Consider the following 14,038-nt stretch of genomic DNA (forward strand, 5'->3'; position numbering starts at 1 on the left):
CCTACATTCGTAGAATATACCCATTGACAGGCCACACCCCCAGTGTCAACATGCGTAGAACTACCCCGCCGGCGGGCTCGTTCCCCGGCAGTGCGGTCCGCGTCGGGCGGGCTCGGGAAAGGGGATTCATGACCCTGCTCGAATTACGGAAACTGACCGTCGGCGTGCTCGCCGACGAGACGGAACGCGAACTGGTCCGTGAGCTGTCGTTCGACCTCGACGAGGGCCGGACACTCTGCGTGGTCGGTGAATCCGGCAGTGGAAAAACGGTGACGGCCTTGTCGATCATCCGGTTGCTGGAATTCGTCGCGCCGGTGCGCACCCGCGGTGAGATCACCGTCGACGGCGTTGATCTCACGCGGCTTTCCGCCGATGAGATGCGCGCTTACCGCGGCCCTCGGATCGGGATGATCTTCCAGGAGGCACTGGATTCGCTCAATCCGGGCCAGCGAGTCGGCAAGCAACTGATCGAGGCTTACCGCAAGCCCGGTTCCCTGCCGCGGCAAGCCGCGCGCAAAGGCACACCGCTGCACCGCGAGGCCGAGGCGAAGGCCCGCGGCCTGCTCACCGAAGTCGGCCTCACCGACACCGAGCGGGTGCTTTCGCTGTATCCGCACCAGATGTCGGGCGGGATGCAGCAGCGCGTGATGATCGCGCTCGCGCTGATGGCCGACCCGAGCCTGCTGATCGCCGACGAGCCGACCACCGCGCTCGACGTGACGACGCAGGCCGAAATCCTCACCCTGTTCGACCGGGTGCGCCGCGACCACGGCACCGCGTGCGTGTTCATCACGCACGACATGGGTGTCGCCGCGCGGGTGGCCGACCGGATCGCGGTGATGTACCGCGGTGAACTGGTCGAGCTCGGCTCCAAAGAGGACATTCTGCACGCGCCGAAACACCCGTACACCAAGGCGTTGCTCGACTGCGTGCCGAAGCTCGGCGTGAGCAGGCGCGACGGCTTCCCCACCATCTCGGAAGCACTGCTCGAAGCGGCGATGAACGGCGAATCGGCGGTCGCGACCGAAACCAGGACGCTCAGCAAACCCAGCGAGGAGGACACGAAGGACGGGACCGCGCTCGTCATCGACTCGGTGTCCAAAGTGTACGGACGTCGTGGCCGGTTCTCACTCAACCGCTCCCCCGAAGTCCATGCCGTGAACAACGTGTCACTTGAGATCGCGCCCGGCGAGTTCTTCGGGCTGGTCGGGGAATCCGGCTCGGGCAAGACCACGCTCGGCAGGCTGGTGAGCGCGCTGGAGACGCCCACCGAAGGCACGATCACCTTCGGCGAGCACCGCTGCACGGCCGCGGGCCTCGAAGGCGACGAACGCGCCTTCCGCCGTCGCGCGCAGCTGATCTTCCAAGACCCCCAAAGCTCGCTCGATCCCCGGCACACCGCGGCCAGGATCATCGCCGAGCCGCTGCGGGAACTCACCGGCATGCGCGGCGCCGAACTGGACCGCCGCGTCACCGAGCTGATCGACGAGGTCGGCCTTCCCTCTGACACGGCCGGAAAACTGCCGTCGCAGCTCTCCGGCGGCCAGCGGCAGCGCGTCTCGATCGCCCGCGCGATCGCCGCCGAGCCGGACCTCATCGTCGCCGACGAACCCACCTCGGCGCTCGACGTCTCGGTGCAGGGCCAGGTGATGAACCTGCTGCTCGACCTGCGGCGGACCCGCGCGCTGAGCTTCCTGTTCATCACGCACAACCTCAGCCTGGTGCTCTCGGTCGCCGACCGCGTCGGCGTGATGTACCGCGGTGAGCTGATCGAGGTCGGCGAACCCGACGAGATCCGGCTCCGGCCCCGGCACGACTACACCAGCCGCCTGCTCGCGGCGAACCCCGAACTGCCCGACCACCCCCACACTGGAGTGCGGAACCCATGAGACGAACCCTGACCTCGGCCGTGCTCGGCGTGGCGACCGTCTTACTGCTCAGCTCGTGCATGGGCGGGCAGTCCGGCGGCGGCGGCGCCGCGGACGGTCCCCCGAAGACGGGCGGCAACCTGAACGTCGCGGTGCCCACCGATCCGCAGTCGCTCGACATGGTCGCCAATCCCGGCCAGGTGACCGCGCACATCGGCAACATGATGTACGAGAAACTGTTCGAAGTGGACCGTGCGTTCACCGCCCGGCCCATGCTGGTCGACGACTACACCGCCAGCCCTGACCGGCTCACCTACACCTTCAAGCTGCGCCAGGGCGTCACCTTCCACGACGGCAACCCGTTGACCGCCGAGGACGTGGTGGCGAGCCTGAAGCGGTGGCAGCAGGTGCACCGCACCGGGCAGCTGGTCACGCCGGACATCGAGGCGATCACGCCCACCGACCCGGCGACGGTCACCATCAAGCTCAAGCAGCCGCGCTACCCGCTGATCAACGAACTGGCAGGCGCGGGCACGGAGATCTACGAGGCGAAGAACCTCGCCGGTCTCGCGCCCACCGGGTTCGCCCAGGACAAGGCGATCGGCTCCGGCCCGTACAAGCTGAAGAGCTGGGACATCGGCCGCGAACTCGTGCTGGAGCGGTACACCGGCTACAAGTCACGGTCCGAAGAGGACTGGGGCGGGCAGGCAGGCGCGAAGCACGCGTATCTCGACACCGTGACGTACAAGGTGGTGTCCGATCAGGACGCGCTCATCAACGGCCTCCAGACCGGGCAGTGGGACCACATCATGCCCACCAACGACCAGTACGAGACCCTGCGCGCCAACCCGGCCGTGGTGGTGCACAACCTGCCTGGCGGCAACGACAATGTGATCATCCCGAATTTCAACACCGGTTCGAAGTTCGCCGATCCCCGTGCCCGCGAGGCGCTGAACCTGGTGCTGGACAAGCCCGCGATCAACGCGGCGACCGGCGGCAGCAAGGACCTCACCGTCGAGACCGGCGCCTTCGCCTCCCCCGACAACAAGCAGTTCTTCTCCAACGCCGGCGAGGACGTCTACAAGAGGCACGATCCCGAGAAGGCCAAGCAGCTGCTGGCCGAGGCCGGGATCACCGCGGGCACGACCATCCGCGTCGTCACCACCAACTCCTATCCCGAGTTCGGCAAATGGGCCGTGCTGATCCAGGACGGGCTGTCGAAGATCGGCATCAACACCAAGATCGACACCTTCGACTTCGCCACCATGCTGGGCACGCTCACCAAGGAGCCGGGTGGCTGGGACATCACCACGCTGTTCTTCGACTCGGCGCTGACCTCGCCCGCGCAGATGCCGGCGCTCACCCTCGGCACGCTGAACGGGTCGTCCTCCCCCGAACTCGACGGGCTCATGGCCGAGTTCAACGCCTCGACCAACCCCGAGCAGGCCAAGGCGGTGGTGGACAAGCTGCAGGCGTTCACCTGGAAGCAGCTGTCGGTGATCACGCTCAGCCAGTCCAGGCTGTACGCGGCCTACTCGCCCAAGCTCAAGGGTTACGGCGACTTCTATCGCGTCTTCTGGAACACCTGGCTGGCATCATGACCGGTCTGCTGCTGCGCAGGCTGCGCGATCTGCTGATCATCCTGGTCATCGTCGGCACGATGATGTTCTTCGTCATCCGGCTGATCCCCGGCGACCCGGCGCAGGCCATCCTCGGCCCGACGGCGCGTCCGTCCGATGTGGACGCGCTGCGGGAGAGCATGGGCCTCAACGGTTCGTTGTGGGAGCAGTACGTCGGCTGGGCGGGCAACGTGCTGCAGGGCGACTTCGGGACGTCGATCACCTACCACGCGCCGGTGCTGGGCGTGGTCGCCGATCACATCCTGCCGACGCTGACGCTGGCCGTGCTGTCCACTGTGATCAGTTTCTTCCTCTCGGTCGCGATCACCTCGTGGCAGGCGATCTCACCGCGCAATCCGATCGCGCGGGCGCTGGACCGGTTGTCCGCGCTCGGCATGGCGATGCCGGACTTCTGGATCTCGCTCGTGCTCGTGCTGGTGTTCTCGGTGACGCTGCGCTGGTTTCCGTCCAGCGGCTACGCGAACCTGTTCACCGACCCGGCGACGGCCGTGCCCGCGCTGGTGCTTCCGCTGACCGTGCTGGTGATCGGCCAGACCGCGTTGTTCGTGCTCACCCTGCGCGAAAGCCTGCTCGGAGAACTCCCGCTGGCTTATCTGCGCACCGCGCGTGTCAAAGGGCTCTCGGAGCGGCAGGTGATGACCAAGCACGTGCTGCCGAACGCGCTGATGCCGCTGGTCACCCAGCTGGGCAGCAACTTCGCGATGCTCGTCGGCGGCATCGTGATCATCGAGTCCATCTTCGTCGTGCCGGGGCTCGGCCATCTCCTGATGGGCGCGGTGTCCACTCGGGACTTCCCGCTGATCCAAGGGGTGACGTTGTTCGTCGCGGTGCTGTTCGTGCTGGTCAACCTGCTGGTGGACCTGTCGTACGCCCTGCTCGACCCGAAGGTGCGTGTCTCATGAGCGTGGTTCTGGCGACGACGACGCGCGCGGTGCGCGGCGCGCCGCGGGCAGGTCGCGGGCGCAGGCTGTTCCGGCGCAACCGGCTGCTGGTCATCTCCGGCGTGCTGCTGGCGGTGATCGTGCTGGCCGTGCTCGTGCTGCCGTTCTTCCTGCCCAGCGTGAGCGCGACCGATCCGGTGAACCGGCTCCTGCCGCCGTCGGCCGCGCATCCGCTCGGCACGGACTCGTTCGGCCGCGACGTGCTGTCCCGCCTCGTCTCCGGCGGCCGCGCCTCGCTCGGCCTGTCCGCGCTGATAACCTTGTGCGCGGCGTTCAGCGGGCTGGTGATCGGCCTGATCAGCGGCTTCTTCCGGGCGGCCGACGCGGTGCTGATGCGGGTGATGGACGCCTGGATGTCGTTCCCGGCGATCATTCTCGCGATGGCGCTGGCGATCTCGCTCGGCGCGAGCATCTGGACCGAGCTGATCGCGCTGACGGTGATCTTCACGCCGTTCACTGCCCGCGTCATCCGCAGCCGCGTGCTCGGCATCGCGGGCCGCGCCTACATCGGCGCGGCCCGGGTTTCGGGAATGAGCAAGGGAAAGATCCTGCTCGTGCACGTGTTCCCGAACGTGCTGCCGCTGGCGCTGGTCCAGGTGGTGATCCTGTCGGCGGCCGCGATGCTGGTGGACGGCGCGATGAGCTTCCTCGGTCTCGGCATCGCTCCCCCGACCCCGACCTGGGGGAACATGATCGCCGAAGGCCGGTCGTACCTGGTCCAGGCGCCCTGGCTGGTCATCGCGCCCGGCGTGACGATCATGGCCTGCGTGTTCCTGCTCAACCTCATCGGCTCGTCGCTGCGCCTCGCCGTCGACGCCCGCGCCCGGACCCTGAACGACCTCCAACGCCTGCGCACCCGCCGCCCTTCCTGAGAGGATTCCGTTGCTCACCAAGACTTCTTTGGCCGTGCGCCGCTTCATGCCCGAAACCACCTCTGGACCACCCGTGCTGCTGGTGCACGGCTTCGCCTCCGACGGCCACACGGACTGGATCACCACCGGCTGGCCGTCCGCGCTCACCGCGGCCGGCCGTGAGGTGGTGGTCCCCGACCTGCCCGGCCACGGCTCCAGCCCCGCACCGACAGGCTCGGCGGGCGCCAAGGCGATCACCGCCGAACTCGCGCGCCTCGTCGGCAAACTGTCCGAAGTGGACGTCGTCGGCTACTCGCTGGGCGCGCGGTTGTCGTGGGAGCTGCCCGCTCAGGCGACCGTACGCCGCCTGGTGCTGGCAGGGGTGAGCCCGGTCGAGCCGTTCGGCGCCGTGGACGTCGCCGCGGCGCTGGCTTTCGCCGATGGCGGCAAACCCCCGACCGATCTGCTGACCAACATGATCGCGCGCATGGTCACCGCGCCGGGCCGGAATCCGGCCGCGCTCCTGCGGTGCGTCGAGGACCTGCGTGCCGAGCCGTTCGCCCCGGCCGCCGGCGCCGTTGGCGTGCCGACCCGGTTCGTCGCGGGCTCCGACGATCCGGTCAGCCGGGGCATCGAAACCCTCGTCGACCTCGTACCGGGCGCCGACCTGGTCCGCGTGCCCGGCGACCACGGCGGCGCCCTGCGCAGCCAGGAATTCAAGACCGCCGCCCTCGAATTCCTGGCCTAGTGGGTCGTGAGTGGTACGGCCGGTTAGAACCGGCCGTACCACTCACGAGCCCTGTGCCCGGCGGGTCGGCTCGCGGACCCCGAGGGTCGGCACGCGGACCTAAGGAGTCGGCACGTCGACGACCTTCCAGGTACGCGTGCCGACCGATCAGGCACGTGTGCCGACCCGTCCAGCACCCCAAGCGGGCGAGCTTCAGCCCGGCCTGGCTCGCAACGCTCACGATCCCCACTACCCAGCGGTTGTATGCACGCGAAACCCGAGTTTGGGCCACCCAACGGCCCAAACTCGGGTTTCGCGTGCATCAGCGCCGAAGGCCAAACTCCGGTGGAAGCTTCCGACGAAGTCTGACCGGACCACGACCCCAGGCTTTACAGCGTTCCGTCGGCGGCGACGGCTCGGTCCAGCCAGAGTCCGTCGAGCGCGGCCCGGACGTCGGCTCCGTGCTCGGTGGCCAGGCGCACGGCGCCGAGGTTGTCCTCCAGTTGCGCAAGCCTGCTCACGCCGAACAGGACGTTCGCCACCGGCGCGTAGGCGAGACAGAACGCGATCGCCAGCTGCGAAGGACGCACCCCGAACTCGGCGGCCACCGTGGCCACGCCCCCGGCCGCGGCTTTGATCGCCTCGCGGATGCCGCCCGGGTCCGCGCCGATCTTCCGCGATGGGGTGTTGCCGAGCAGCACGCCGCCTTCGAACACGTCCGAGGCCTGCAACGCCAGCCGTCCGTTCTCGAAATGCGCGCCGTAGAAGGGACCTTCCGCCATGGACCGCCGAGCCACGCTGTACTTGAGCTGAGCGAAACTCGGCGCCGGCAGGCCTTCCCGTGACGCGAACTTCAGCGCGTAGTCCAAGTCCGACGCGTGCCAGTTGTTCACGCCCCAGACGTCGAAGCGGCCGAGGCGGATCTGCTCGGCCACCTCGGTGACGATGCGCGGGATGTCCGGGCGGGCGAAGTAGTCGCCGACCACCACCGCCTCGGCGCGCTCGACGCCGATCCGGGCGAACGAGGTCGTGAGCTGCTGGGCGAACCCGACGTTCGGGTAGTCCCACAGCCACAGTTTGCCGCACAGCTGGTACTCGTCCCGCGCGATTCCGGCCGTGCGGACCGCCTCGCCGAACAAGATGTCCGTGCGGGACTGCTCGGCGTGCGGGCCCATGTCGTAGTGGGCGACGTCGAAGAGCGTGACGCCCGCGTCGATCGCGTGCCGGAGCAGGCGCACGGCGTCGTCGAAGTCCATGCGGTCCCAGGTGTTCCACGAGCCCAGGCTCAGCGCCGAGGTGGCGAAGCCCAATCCGTCCTGCTTCTCGTACACGGGATTTCCTTTCGCTGACAACAGAAAACCTTTTTAGTCTACGATCGTAGAATGAACAAGAGACTCGTAGTGGTGACCGGCGGCGCCAGTGGCATCGGCCGCGGGGTCGCCGAAGCGTTCCATGCCGCGGGCGATCGGGTGGTCATCGCCGACGTCTCCGCGCGCGCGGCCCACGACCTGGCGGCCGAACTCGGCGCGGAGCACGTCGAACTCGACATCTCCGACCCCGGCTCGGTCGATGCCGCGCTCAAGCTCGTCACCGAGCGGCTCGGGCCGGTGGACGTGCTCGTCAACAACGCCGGGCTCGCCGGTGGCGGCGGTCCCCTGGTAGGCCTGGACATCGGCGTGTTCGACCTGTGCATGCGGGTCAACTTCCGTGGCACGTTCCTGATGACGCGCGCGGTGGGCGCGCACATGCTGGAAGCGGGCACGCGCGGTTCCATCGTCAACATCACCTCCATCGGCGCCCGGCAGCCGACACCCGGACTCGGTCACTACGAGGCCACCAAAGCGGCCGTCGAGGCACTCACCCGCTCGGCGGCACTCGAGCTGGCGCCGCACGGGATCCGGGTCAACGCGGTCGCGCCGGGGCCGGTGCTCACGCCGATGACCGCCGGTTTCACCTCGGACACCGCGGCCCGCGCGGCCTGGGAAGCGAGGATCCCGTTGGGGAGCATCGCTTCCGTCGCCGACGTGGTGCCGTCAGTCCTCTTCCTCGCCTCCGCCGACGCCGGCCATCTCACCGGGGTGAGCCTGCAGGTCGACGGCGGGCAGCTGCTCACCTGAGTACACGACGCGGCCGCCGGACACGGTGAGTTCGACACCGACGTCCGGCAGGTCCGCGAACGCGACCTCGAGCGGATTGCCTGCCAGCACGCAGAAATCGGCGACCCGGCCCACGGTGAGCGATCCCTTCCACGCCGCCCCGCCGTCCTGCTCGGCGGCAGCAGTCGTGTAACAGCGCAGCAGCCTGCCCATCAGCGCACTGTCCATTTCGGACGCCTCCAGCAACTGCGCCGCCGCGGCGATATGGATCCGCCAGTCAGGGGTGACGACCGGCGCGTCGCTGCTCAAGGTCAGCGGCACACCCGAGGCCAGCATGTCCGCCAGCGGCCACGCGCGGGCGCCGACCTCGGCGCCGAGCGCCTCCGCCAGCATTCCCCGCATGGCCAGCGCGATCGCGGACTGCACGGTCAGCCCGACACCGGCCGACGCCATCCTGGCCAGCTGATCCGCCGTCACCAGGTCACCGTGCACGAGATGATCGCCGCGCCGCAGCGAGCCGAGCGAGGCCTCGATGCTGCGATCGCCCGTGGCATGGACGGCGACCACCATCCCGGCGTCGTGTGCCATTTCGATCATGGTGGCCAGGTTCTCCGCGCGCCCCGGATCGTCGTCGCCGTCGACGAGCATCGCGCCGTGCGAACCGTCGGTGTAGCAGTGAGACGTCCACGCCGACCGCATCGGCGGGATCCCGTCAGCGAAGATCTTGACGCCAGAAACGGTGAGCCACAAAGGATCCGAGACAGGAACCGGCGAGGCGAGGCCACGTTCGAAGCCCGCCAGCGAACTGGCACCGTCGAGCAGGCCGAACAACCTCAGGACGGTCACCCTCGCGCGCAACAGCCCCTCCGCCGCCAGCGCCGCGTACTCCTCCAGCACTTCCGCGCCGAAACACCCCGTCTCCCCCGGCCCCAAGCCCGGCTCCGTATAGCTCGTGATGCCGAGCGACGCGCACACGTCACCCGCGCGCAGGATGGCGGCACGTCGTTCCCCGGCGTCGCGCACGGCCTTCTCTTCGCCGCCGGTGAATCTGGCACTGCCGATGAGCGTGTCCGGCCATCGGGCGCCGAGCCAGGTCGCGTGCAGGTGCGCGTCGTTGAGACCGGGCAGCACGGTTCTCCCGGCCAGTTCGATCACTTCGGTGTCAGGTCCGACGTGTTCGAGCGCCGCGTCGCCGAGTGCGACGATCCGGCCGTCGCGCACCGCCATCGCCCCCGCGACGGTGCCCGCCGGATCGAAGGTGAGCACCGGACCGCCGCGAACCACCAGTGACGCGGGCTGAATACGTTGCGACGGCATGGTTCCTCCAGGATCTGGACTTTTTCTCCTACGACTGTAGACTAAAAACATGGTCGACAGAACCGAAGCCGCGGTGCTCACCGAACACGGGTCCGCGCTCACCCTGCGGGAACTCCCGCTGCCCGCGGCGCCGGAACCGGGCGCCGCGCTGGTCCGGATCACCTGCACCACGCTGTGCGGCACGGACGTGCACATCTGGTCGGGGCAGATGACCTTCCCCGGCATGCTTCCGATGGTGCTGGGCCACGAGATGGTCGGCGAGGTGGTGGCCGTCGGACCGGGCACCACGGACACGCTCGGCCGGGAGATCACCGAGGGCGACCGCATCGGCTGGTCGGAGTCGACGTGCGGAAAGTGTTACGGGTGCACGATCTTGCGCGAGCCGGTCGCCTGCGAGAAGCGCGGATACGGCTTCCTCCAGCGTTCCGACGTCTTCCCCTACGCCACCGGCGGCCTTGTCCGGTACTGCTACGTGACGCCGGGCGCGGCCAAGCTCCTGCTGCCCGGCGATGTCAAGGACACCTGGGCCTCGATGTCCGGTTGCGCCGGAAAGACCGTGCTGCGCGCCGTTTCACGATCGGGCGGCATCCGTCCGGGTGGGACGGTCGTGGTCCAGGGCGCGGGCGCGCTCGGCGTGTTCGCCACCGCCGTCGCGCGGATCTCGGGCGCGGCCGAGGTGATCACCATCGGCGGGCCGCCGGACCGGCTGAAGACCGCCGAGCGGTTCGGTGCGACAGCGACGATCCCGGTCGACGGCAGCGTCGAAGAACGCGTCGAACGGGTCAAGGAACTGACCGGCGGCCGCGGCGCCGACCATGTCTTCGACTTCGCAGGCGGCCCCACCATCGGCGAGGAAGCGGTCGCCTTCGCCGCCCAACGCGGGACCGTCGCGATCGTCGGTTCCACCGGCCCCGCGCCCTCCCCCGTCGCGCTGGGCACGGTGATGGGCAAGGAACTCACGGTCGTCGGTTCGCTCAACGGCGACATCGCCGACTATCACCGCTCGGTGGACTTCTTCCGCACGTTCGCGGAACGGATGCCCTGGGACGAGCTGTTCAGCGCGCCCGTCGGGCTTTCCCTAGCCTCGAAGAGCGTCGAGTCGATGTCGCGGCTCGGCGAACTCAAAGCCGTCATCGATCCTCGTCTTCCCTAGGAGCCTTCATGACCGCCATCCCCCAGCGCCGCATCGGCCGCGACGGCCCGCTCACCGGCGTGCTTTCGCTCGGTTCGTGGCACACCTACGACCGGATGGACTTCCGCGAGGCGGTGACGCTGGTGCGCACCGCGGTCGACTCCGGCATCTCGCTGTTCGACGTCGGCGTCTACGGTCTTCCGACGAGTCCGCCGGTCTTCACCGACGTGCTGTTCTCGGCGATGGTCCGCGCGGCCGGACTGAAGCGCGACGACTACCTGCTCTCGGCGAAGCTCTGGCTGGAGGGCTACCCCGAGCAGAGCCTGCGCGCGCAGCTGGACAACGCGTTGTTCCGCGCCGGGGTCGAGCACGCCGACCTGGTGGTGCTGGGCGACCTTCGCAGCGACGACACCGACCTGCACCAGCTCGTGCTGGACCTGGACGAACTCCGCCAGGCCGGGCTGATCAGGCAGTGGGGCGTGAACAACTGGTCCGCCACCACCATCCGCGCGCTGCACGACTTCGCGGCGGTCGAGAACGTGCCAGGCCCCGCCATCGCGCAGCTCAAGTACAGCGTGGCCCGTCGGTCCATTCCGGACGGTGAGCCGTTCGAAAAGGTCTTCGGCGAGCTCGGCGTCACGCTCCAGTCGTCGGACATCTTCGAGGGCGGCGTCCTGCTGGGCAAGAACAGCGGCGCGCGCCAGGTCGGCCGCGACCCCGGTGGCGTCCGCGAGCGCATCGCCGCCTCCGCCCCGGAGCTCGCCAAGATCGCCGGTGACCTGGACGCGACGGCGGCGCAGCTGTGCCTGGCCTTCACCCTGACCCATCCGGCCAACACCACCACCCTGTTCGGCGCGACCAGCACCGCCCAGCTCAAGGACAACATGGGCGCCGTCGACCTGGTCGAGCGCGTCGGCGCGCAGCAGCTGCGTGACCTGGTCGAACCGTTCTGGGCGGACCGCGACAGCGTCGACTCGGAGGGACCGTGACGGCCTTCGACCCCGAACTCGCCGAAGCACTCGAAGGCCTGCCGTCCGGGCCAGGGCTGGACGCCGCGTCACTGGCCGGTGCCCGGCAGATGCTGGCCGGCTCGAACCTGAGCTGCGCCGAGGCGATCGGCGACCGGGACCTGGTCTGGGAGGACCGGGCCGTGCCCGGCACCGGCGTGGTCGTCACCGTCGTCAAACCCCGGCGCGTCCAGCCGGGCGCGCCGGGGTTCTACAACATCCACGGCGGCGGGATGGTCATGGACGACCGGTTCGCCGACCTGCCCCGGATGGTCGCGCTGGTCGAGGAATTCGGCTTCGTCGCGGTGACCGTGGAGTACCGGCTCGCGCCGGAGCACCCGCATCCGGCGCCGCTGGAGGACTGCTACGCGGGCCTGACGTGGATGGCGGCCAATGCCGCCGAACTCGGGTTCGATCCGGCGAAGCTGATCGTCGGCGGCGGGAGCGCGGGCGGTGGGCTCAGCGCGGGGATCGCTTTGCTGGCCAGGGATCGTGGCGGTCCGGCCTTGGCCGGGCAGCTGCTGCTGTGCCCGATGATCGACAGCCGCAACGACTCGGCGTCCACAGTGGAGTTCGCGGAACGCGGCGTGTGGAGCCAGGCGGCCAACGCCTTCGGCTGGCAGTCGCTCCTCAAAGGACAGACATCGCCGTACGCCGTCCCGGCGACCGCGCCCGACCTCACCGGGCTTCCGCCCGCCTTCATCGAGGTCGGCGCGGCTGAGATCTTCCGCGACGAGGACGTCGACTACGCGCGACGGCTCTGGTCGGCGGGCGTGCCCACCGAACTGCACGTCTGGGCCGGCGCGTACCACGGGTTCGACCGGTTCGCGCCGGACAGCGAGGTGACCCGCGCGGCGCTCGCCGCACGGGCCTCCTGGATACGCCGCACTATCGGGAGAGCATGAACCTCGCGGCCTGCTCGCCGACCAGCACCGCGGGCGCGTTGGTGTTGCCCGTGGTCACCCGCGGCAGCACCGACGCGTCGGCGATCCGGAGCCCGGTCACCCCGTGCACCGCCAGGGCCGGGTCCACGACGGACTCCTCGTCGGTGCCCATCCGGCAGGTCCCGACCTGGTGGTGATAGGTGATCGCGGTCCGCCGGACGTACTCGCGCACATCAGCCGCGGGGCCGGGGTAGAGCTCGCGAGCACCCCATTCCTCCGCCAGCGCGGGCGCGCGGCCGATCTCGCGGCACTGCTCCACCGACGCGACCAGGCTCTCGAAGTCGGCCGGGTCTTCCAGCGCGGCGAGGTCGATCAGCGGCTCGTCCTGTGGGCTCGGCCCCGAAAGCCGCAGACTGCCACGGCTCCGCGGCGTCACCATGCCCGCCATCAGCGAGAACCCGGTTTCCGGGCCGGTCATCCACGACTCGTACATCGGCACGCTGAAGTGGATCGGCTGGGTGTCGGGGACCGCCAGGTCCGGACGGCTGCGCCAGAACAGGTGCGTCTGGGTCACCGACCGCCCGGGTTCCGGCGGATCGACCCGGCGCCGGTCGGTCGCGAAGATCACCGGCGACAACAGGTGATCGTGCAGATTCCGGCCCACCCCCGGCAGGTCCGCGACGACGTCGATGCCGTGCGGTTCCAGCTCGGCGGCGGGCCCGATGCCGCTGCGAAGCAGGATCGCCGGTGACGCCAGCGCGCCGGCGGCGAGCACGACCTCGTCGGCGAAGACCTTGCGCGGTTCACCGTCGATCTCGGCGAGCACCCCGGTCACCTTGGTGCCCTCGAACAGCAGCCGGTGCACCAGCGCTCCCGTGTGGACGGTCATCCGTTCGGCGGCGGGCGCCCCGTAGGCGAGCCAGGTGTTGAGCCGCTTGCCGTCGCGAGTCGTGACCTGCTGCACCGAGACACCGTCGAGTTCGGCGCCGTTGTAGTCCGAGTTGAACGGCACGCCGATCTGCACCGCGGCGTCCACAATGGACTGCTGGATCGGGTGCAACGGCTCGTTCGGCACGACGTCGAGCAGGTCCTTTTCGATCCGCTCGTACACCGGGCGCACGTCGTCCCACCGCCAGCCCGGCAGCCCCCAGCCGTCGTAGTCGGCGGGTGCGCCGCGCACCCAGATCATCGCGTTGAGCGCATGCGACCCGCCGAGCACCTTGCCGCGTGGCAGGTGCAGCCGCCGGTTCGCCGCCTGCGGCTGCGGCACCGTGTGGAAGTCCCAGTCCTCCGGCCCGTGCCACAGCTCGCCTGCCCGCGACGGGTCGTGGATGGCCGGGTTGGTGTCCGGCCCGCCCGCTTCGAGCAGCGTCACCCACACCCCGGCGTCGGCCAGCCGCCTGGCGACCACCGAACCGGCCGAACCCGCCCCCACCACGATCACGTCCATGGCCCCACCCTCGCAAGGCGCGAACCCGCCCGGCGAATTCAGTTCGCTGGCCGACAATCGGCGTGCCCTGGCGAGCAAGACCGCGGCGGGCGCCGAAACCGATACTCGATCACATCCAGGTCGAG

12 protein-coding genes are annotated in these 14,038 nt (G+C 69.4%); 9 read left to right on the forward strand and 3 right to left on the reverse strand.

The window, feature by feature from the left end; genetic code table 11:
- The first annotated feature begins 128 nt into the window (after window positions 1-128).
- Genes AB5J62_RS21385 through AB5J62_RS21405 form a run of 5 tightly spaced genes read left to right on the forward strand, consistent with a single transcriptional unit; the run spans window position 129 to window position 6,048 of the window.
- Window positions 129-1,889, forward strand: a complete 1,761-nt coding sequence (locus AB5J62_RS21385) for a dipeptide ABC transporter ATP-binding protein (protein WP_370950072.1) — start codon at window positions 129-131, stop codon at window positions 1,887-1,889.
- Window positions 1,886-3,469 (forward strand): ABC transporter substrate-binding protein, encoded by a 1,584-nt coding sequence (locus AB5J62_RS21390; RefSeq protein WP_370950073.1) that lies wholly within the window; start codon window positions 1,886-1,888, stop codon window positions 3,467-3,469. The genes AB5J62_RS21385 and AB5J62_RS21390 overlap by 4 nt, the downstream gene beginning before the upstream one ends.
- Window positions 3,466-4,410 carry an ABC transporter permease gene (locus AB5J62_RS21395; protein ID WP_370950074.1) on the forward strand — a complete coding sequence of 315 codons (945 nt, stop codon included), beginning with the start codon at window positions 3,466-3,468 and terminating at the stop codon, window positions 4,408-4,410. The genes AB5J62_RS21390 and AB5J62_RS21395 overlap by 4 nt, the downstream gene beginning before the upstream one ends.
- Entirely contained in the window at window positions 4,407-5,321 is a 915-nt protein-coding gene (locus tag AB5J62_RS21400) for an ABC transporter permease (protein WP_370950075.1), read from the forward strand. Before AB5J62_RS21395 ends, AB5J62_RS21400 begins: the two co-directional genes overlap by 4 nt.
- Before the next feature lie 46 nt (window positions 5,322-5,367).
- Entirely contained in the window at window positions 5,368-6,048 is a 681-nt protein-coding gene (locus AB5J62_RS21405) for an alpha/beta fold hydrolase (protein WP_370950308.1), read from the forward strand.
- A 368-nt stretch (window positions 6,049-6,416) separates the two neighbouring features.
- Here AB5J62_RS21405 and AB5J62_RS21410 read toward each other — a convergent pair whose 3' ends face one another.
- Entirely contained in the window at window positions 6,417-7,358 is a 942-nt protein-coding gene (locus AB5J62_RS21410) for an aldo/keto reductase (protein ID WP_370950076.1), read from the reverse strand.
- A 69-nt stretch (window positions 7,359-7,427) separates the two neighbouring features.
- On the opposite strand from AB5J62_RS21410, the gene AB5J62_RS21415 reads away from it, so the two are divergent.
- On the forward strand, window positions 7,428-8,144 hold the full coding sequence (locus tag AB5J62_RS21415) for an SDR family NAD(P)-dependent oxidoreductase (RefSeq protein ID WP_370950309.1): 717 nt from the start codon (window positions 7,428-7,430) through the stop codon (window positions 8,142-8,144).
- Here AB5J62_RS21415 and AB5J62_RS21420 read toward each other — a convergent pair.
- The gene (locus tag AB5J62_RS21420; RefSeq protein WP_370950077.1) at window positions 8,061-9,440 is read right to left on the reverse strand and encodes an amidohydrolase; all 1,380 of its coding nucleotides are present in this window, start codon (window positions 9,438-9,440) and stop codon (window positions 8,061-8,063) included. The genes AB5J62_RS21415 and AB5J62_RS21420 overlap by 84 nt on opposite strands.
- Window positions 9,441-9,489: 49 nt before the next feature.
- On the opposite strand from AB5J62_RS21420, the gene AB5J62_RS21425 reads away from it, so the two are divergent.
- From AB5J62_RS21425 to AB5J62_RS21435, 3 genes are read left to right on the forward strand one after another with little or no spacing between them, the layout of a single operon-like run.
- On the forward strand, window positions 9,490-10,593 hold the full coding sequence (locus tag AB5J62_RS21425) for a zinc-binding dehydrogenase (protein WP_370950078.1): 1,104 nt from the start codon (window positions 9,490-9,492) through the stop codon (window positions 10,591-10,593).
- Window positions 10,594-10,601: 8 nt separating this feature from the next.
- Window positions 10,602-11,561 carry an aldo/keto reductase gene (locus AB5J62_RS21430; protein ID WP_370950079.1) on the forward strand — a complete coding sequence of 320 codons (960 nt, stop codon included), beginning with the start codon at window positions 10,602-10,604 and terminating at the stop codon, window positions 11,559-11,561.
- Window positions 11,558-12,484 carry an alpha/beta hydrolase gene (locus AB5J62_RS21435; RefSeq protein ID WP_370950080.1) on the forward strand — a complete coding sequence of 309 codons (927 nt, stop codon included), beginning with the start codon at window positions 11,558-11,560 and terminating at the stop codon, window positions 12,482-12,484. The genes AB5J62_RS21430 and AB5J62_RS21435 overlap by 4 nt, the downstream gene beginning before the upstream one ends.
- Here the strand turns inward: AB5J62_RS21435 and AB5J62_RS21440 are convergent.
- Window positions 12,468-13,913, reverse strand: coding sequence for a GMC family oxidoreductase (locus tag AB5J62_RS21440; protein WP_370950081.1), 1,446 nt, complete (start codon window positions 13,911-13,913; stop codon window positions 12,468-12,470). The genes AB5J62_RS21435 and AB5J62_RS21440 overlap by 17 nt on opposite strands.
- Window positions 13,914-14,038: the final 125 nt, after the last annotated feature.

Source organism: Amycolatopsis sp. cg5 (assembly GCF_041346955.1).
GTDB lineage: Bacteria > Actinomycetota > Actinomycetes > Mycobacteriales > Pseudonocardiaceae > Amycolatopsis.

What these genes read in the sequence shown, in the direction of transcription:
- AB5J62_RS21405 (WP_370950308.1), top strand. Translation starts at nt 5,368, where the DNA reads ATGCCCGAAACCACCTCTGGACCACCCGTGCTGCTGGTGCACGGCTTC.
- AB5J62_RS21390 (WP_370950073.1), top strand. Translation starts at nt 1,886, where the DNA reads ATGAGACGAACCCTGACCTCGGCCGTGCTCGGCGTGGCGACCGTCTTA.
- AB5J62_RS21400 (WP_370950075.1), top strand. Translation starts at nt 4,407, where the DNA reads ATGAGCGTGGTTCTGGCGACGACGACGCGCGCGGTGCGCGGCGCGCCG.
- AB5J62_RS21395 (WP_370950074.1), top strand. Translation starts at nt 3,466, where the DNA reads ATGACCGGTCTGCTGCTGCGCAGGCTGCGCGATCTGCTGATCATCCTG.
- AB5J62_RS21430 (WP_370950079.1), top strand. Translation starts at nt 10,602, where the DNA reads ATGACCGCCATCCCCCAGCGCCGCATCGGCCGCGACGGCCCGCTCACC.
- AB5J62_RS21425 (WP_370950078.1), top strand. Translation starts at nt 9,490, where the DNA reads ATGGTCGACAGAACCGAAGCCGCGGTGCTCACCGAACACGGGTCCGCG.
- AB5J62_RS21420 (WP_370950077.1), bottom strand. Translation starts at nt 9,440, where the DNA reads ATGCCGTCGCAACGTATTCAGCCCGCGTCACTGGTGGTTCGCGGCGGT.
- AB5J62_RS21440 (WP_370950081.1), bottom strand. Translation starts at nt 13,913, where the DNA reads ATGGACGTGATCGTGGTGGGGGCGGGTTCGGCCGGTTCGGTGGTCGCC.
- AB5J62_RS21385 (WP_370950072.1), top strand. Translation starts at nt 129, where the DNA reads ATGACCCTGCTCGAATTACGGAAACTGACCGTCGGCGTGCTCGCCGAC.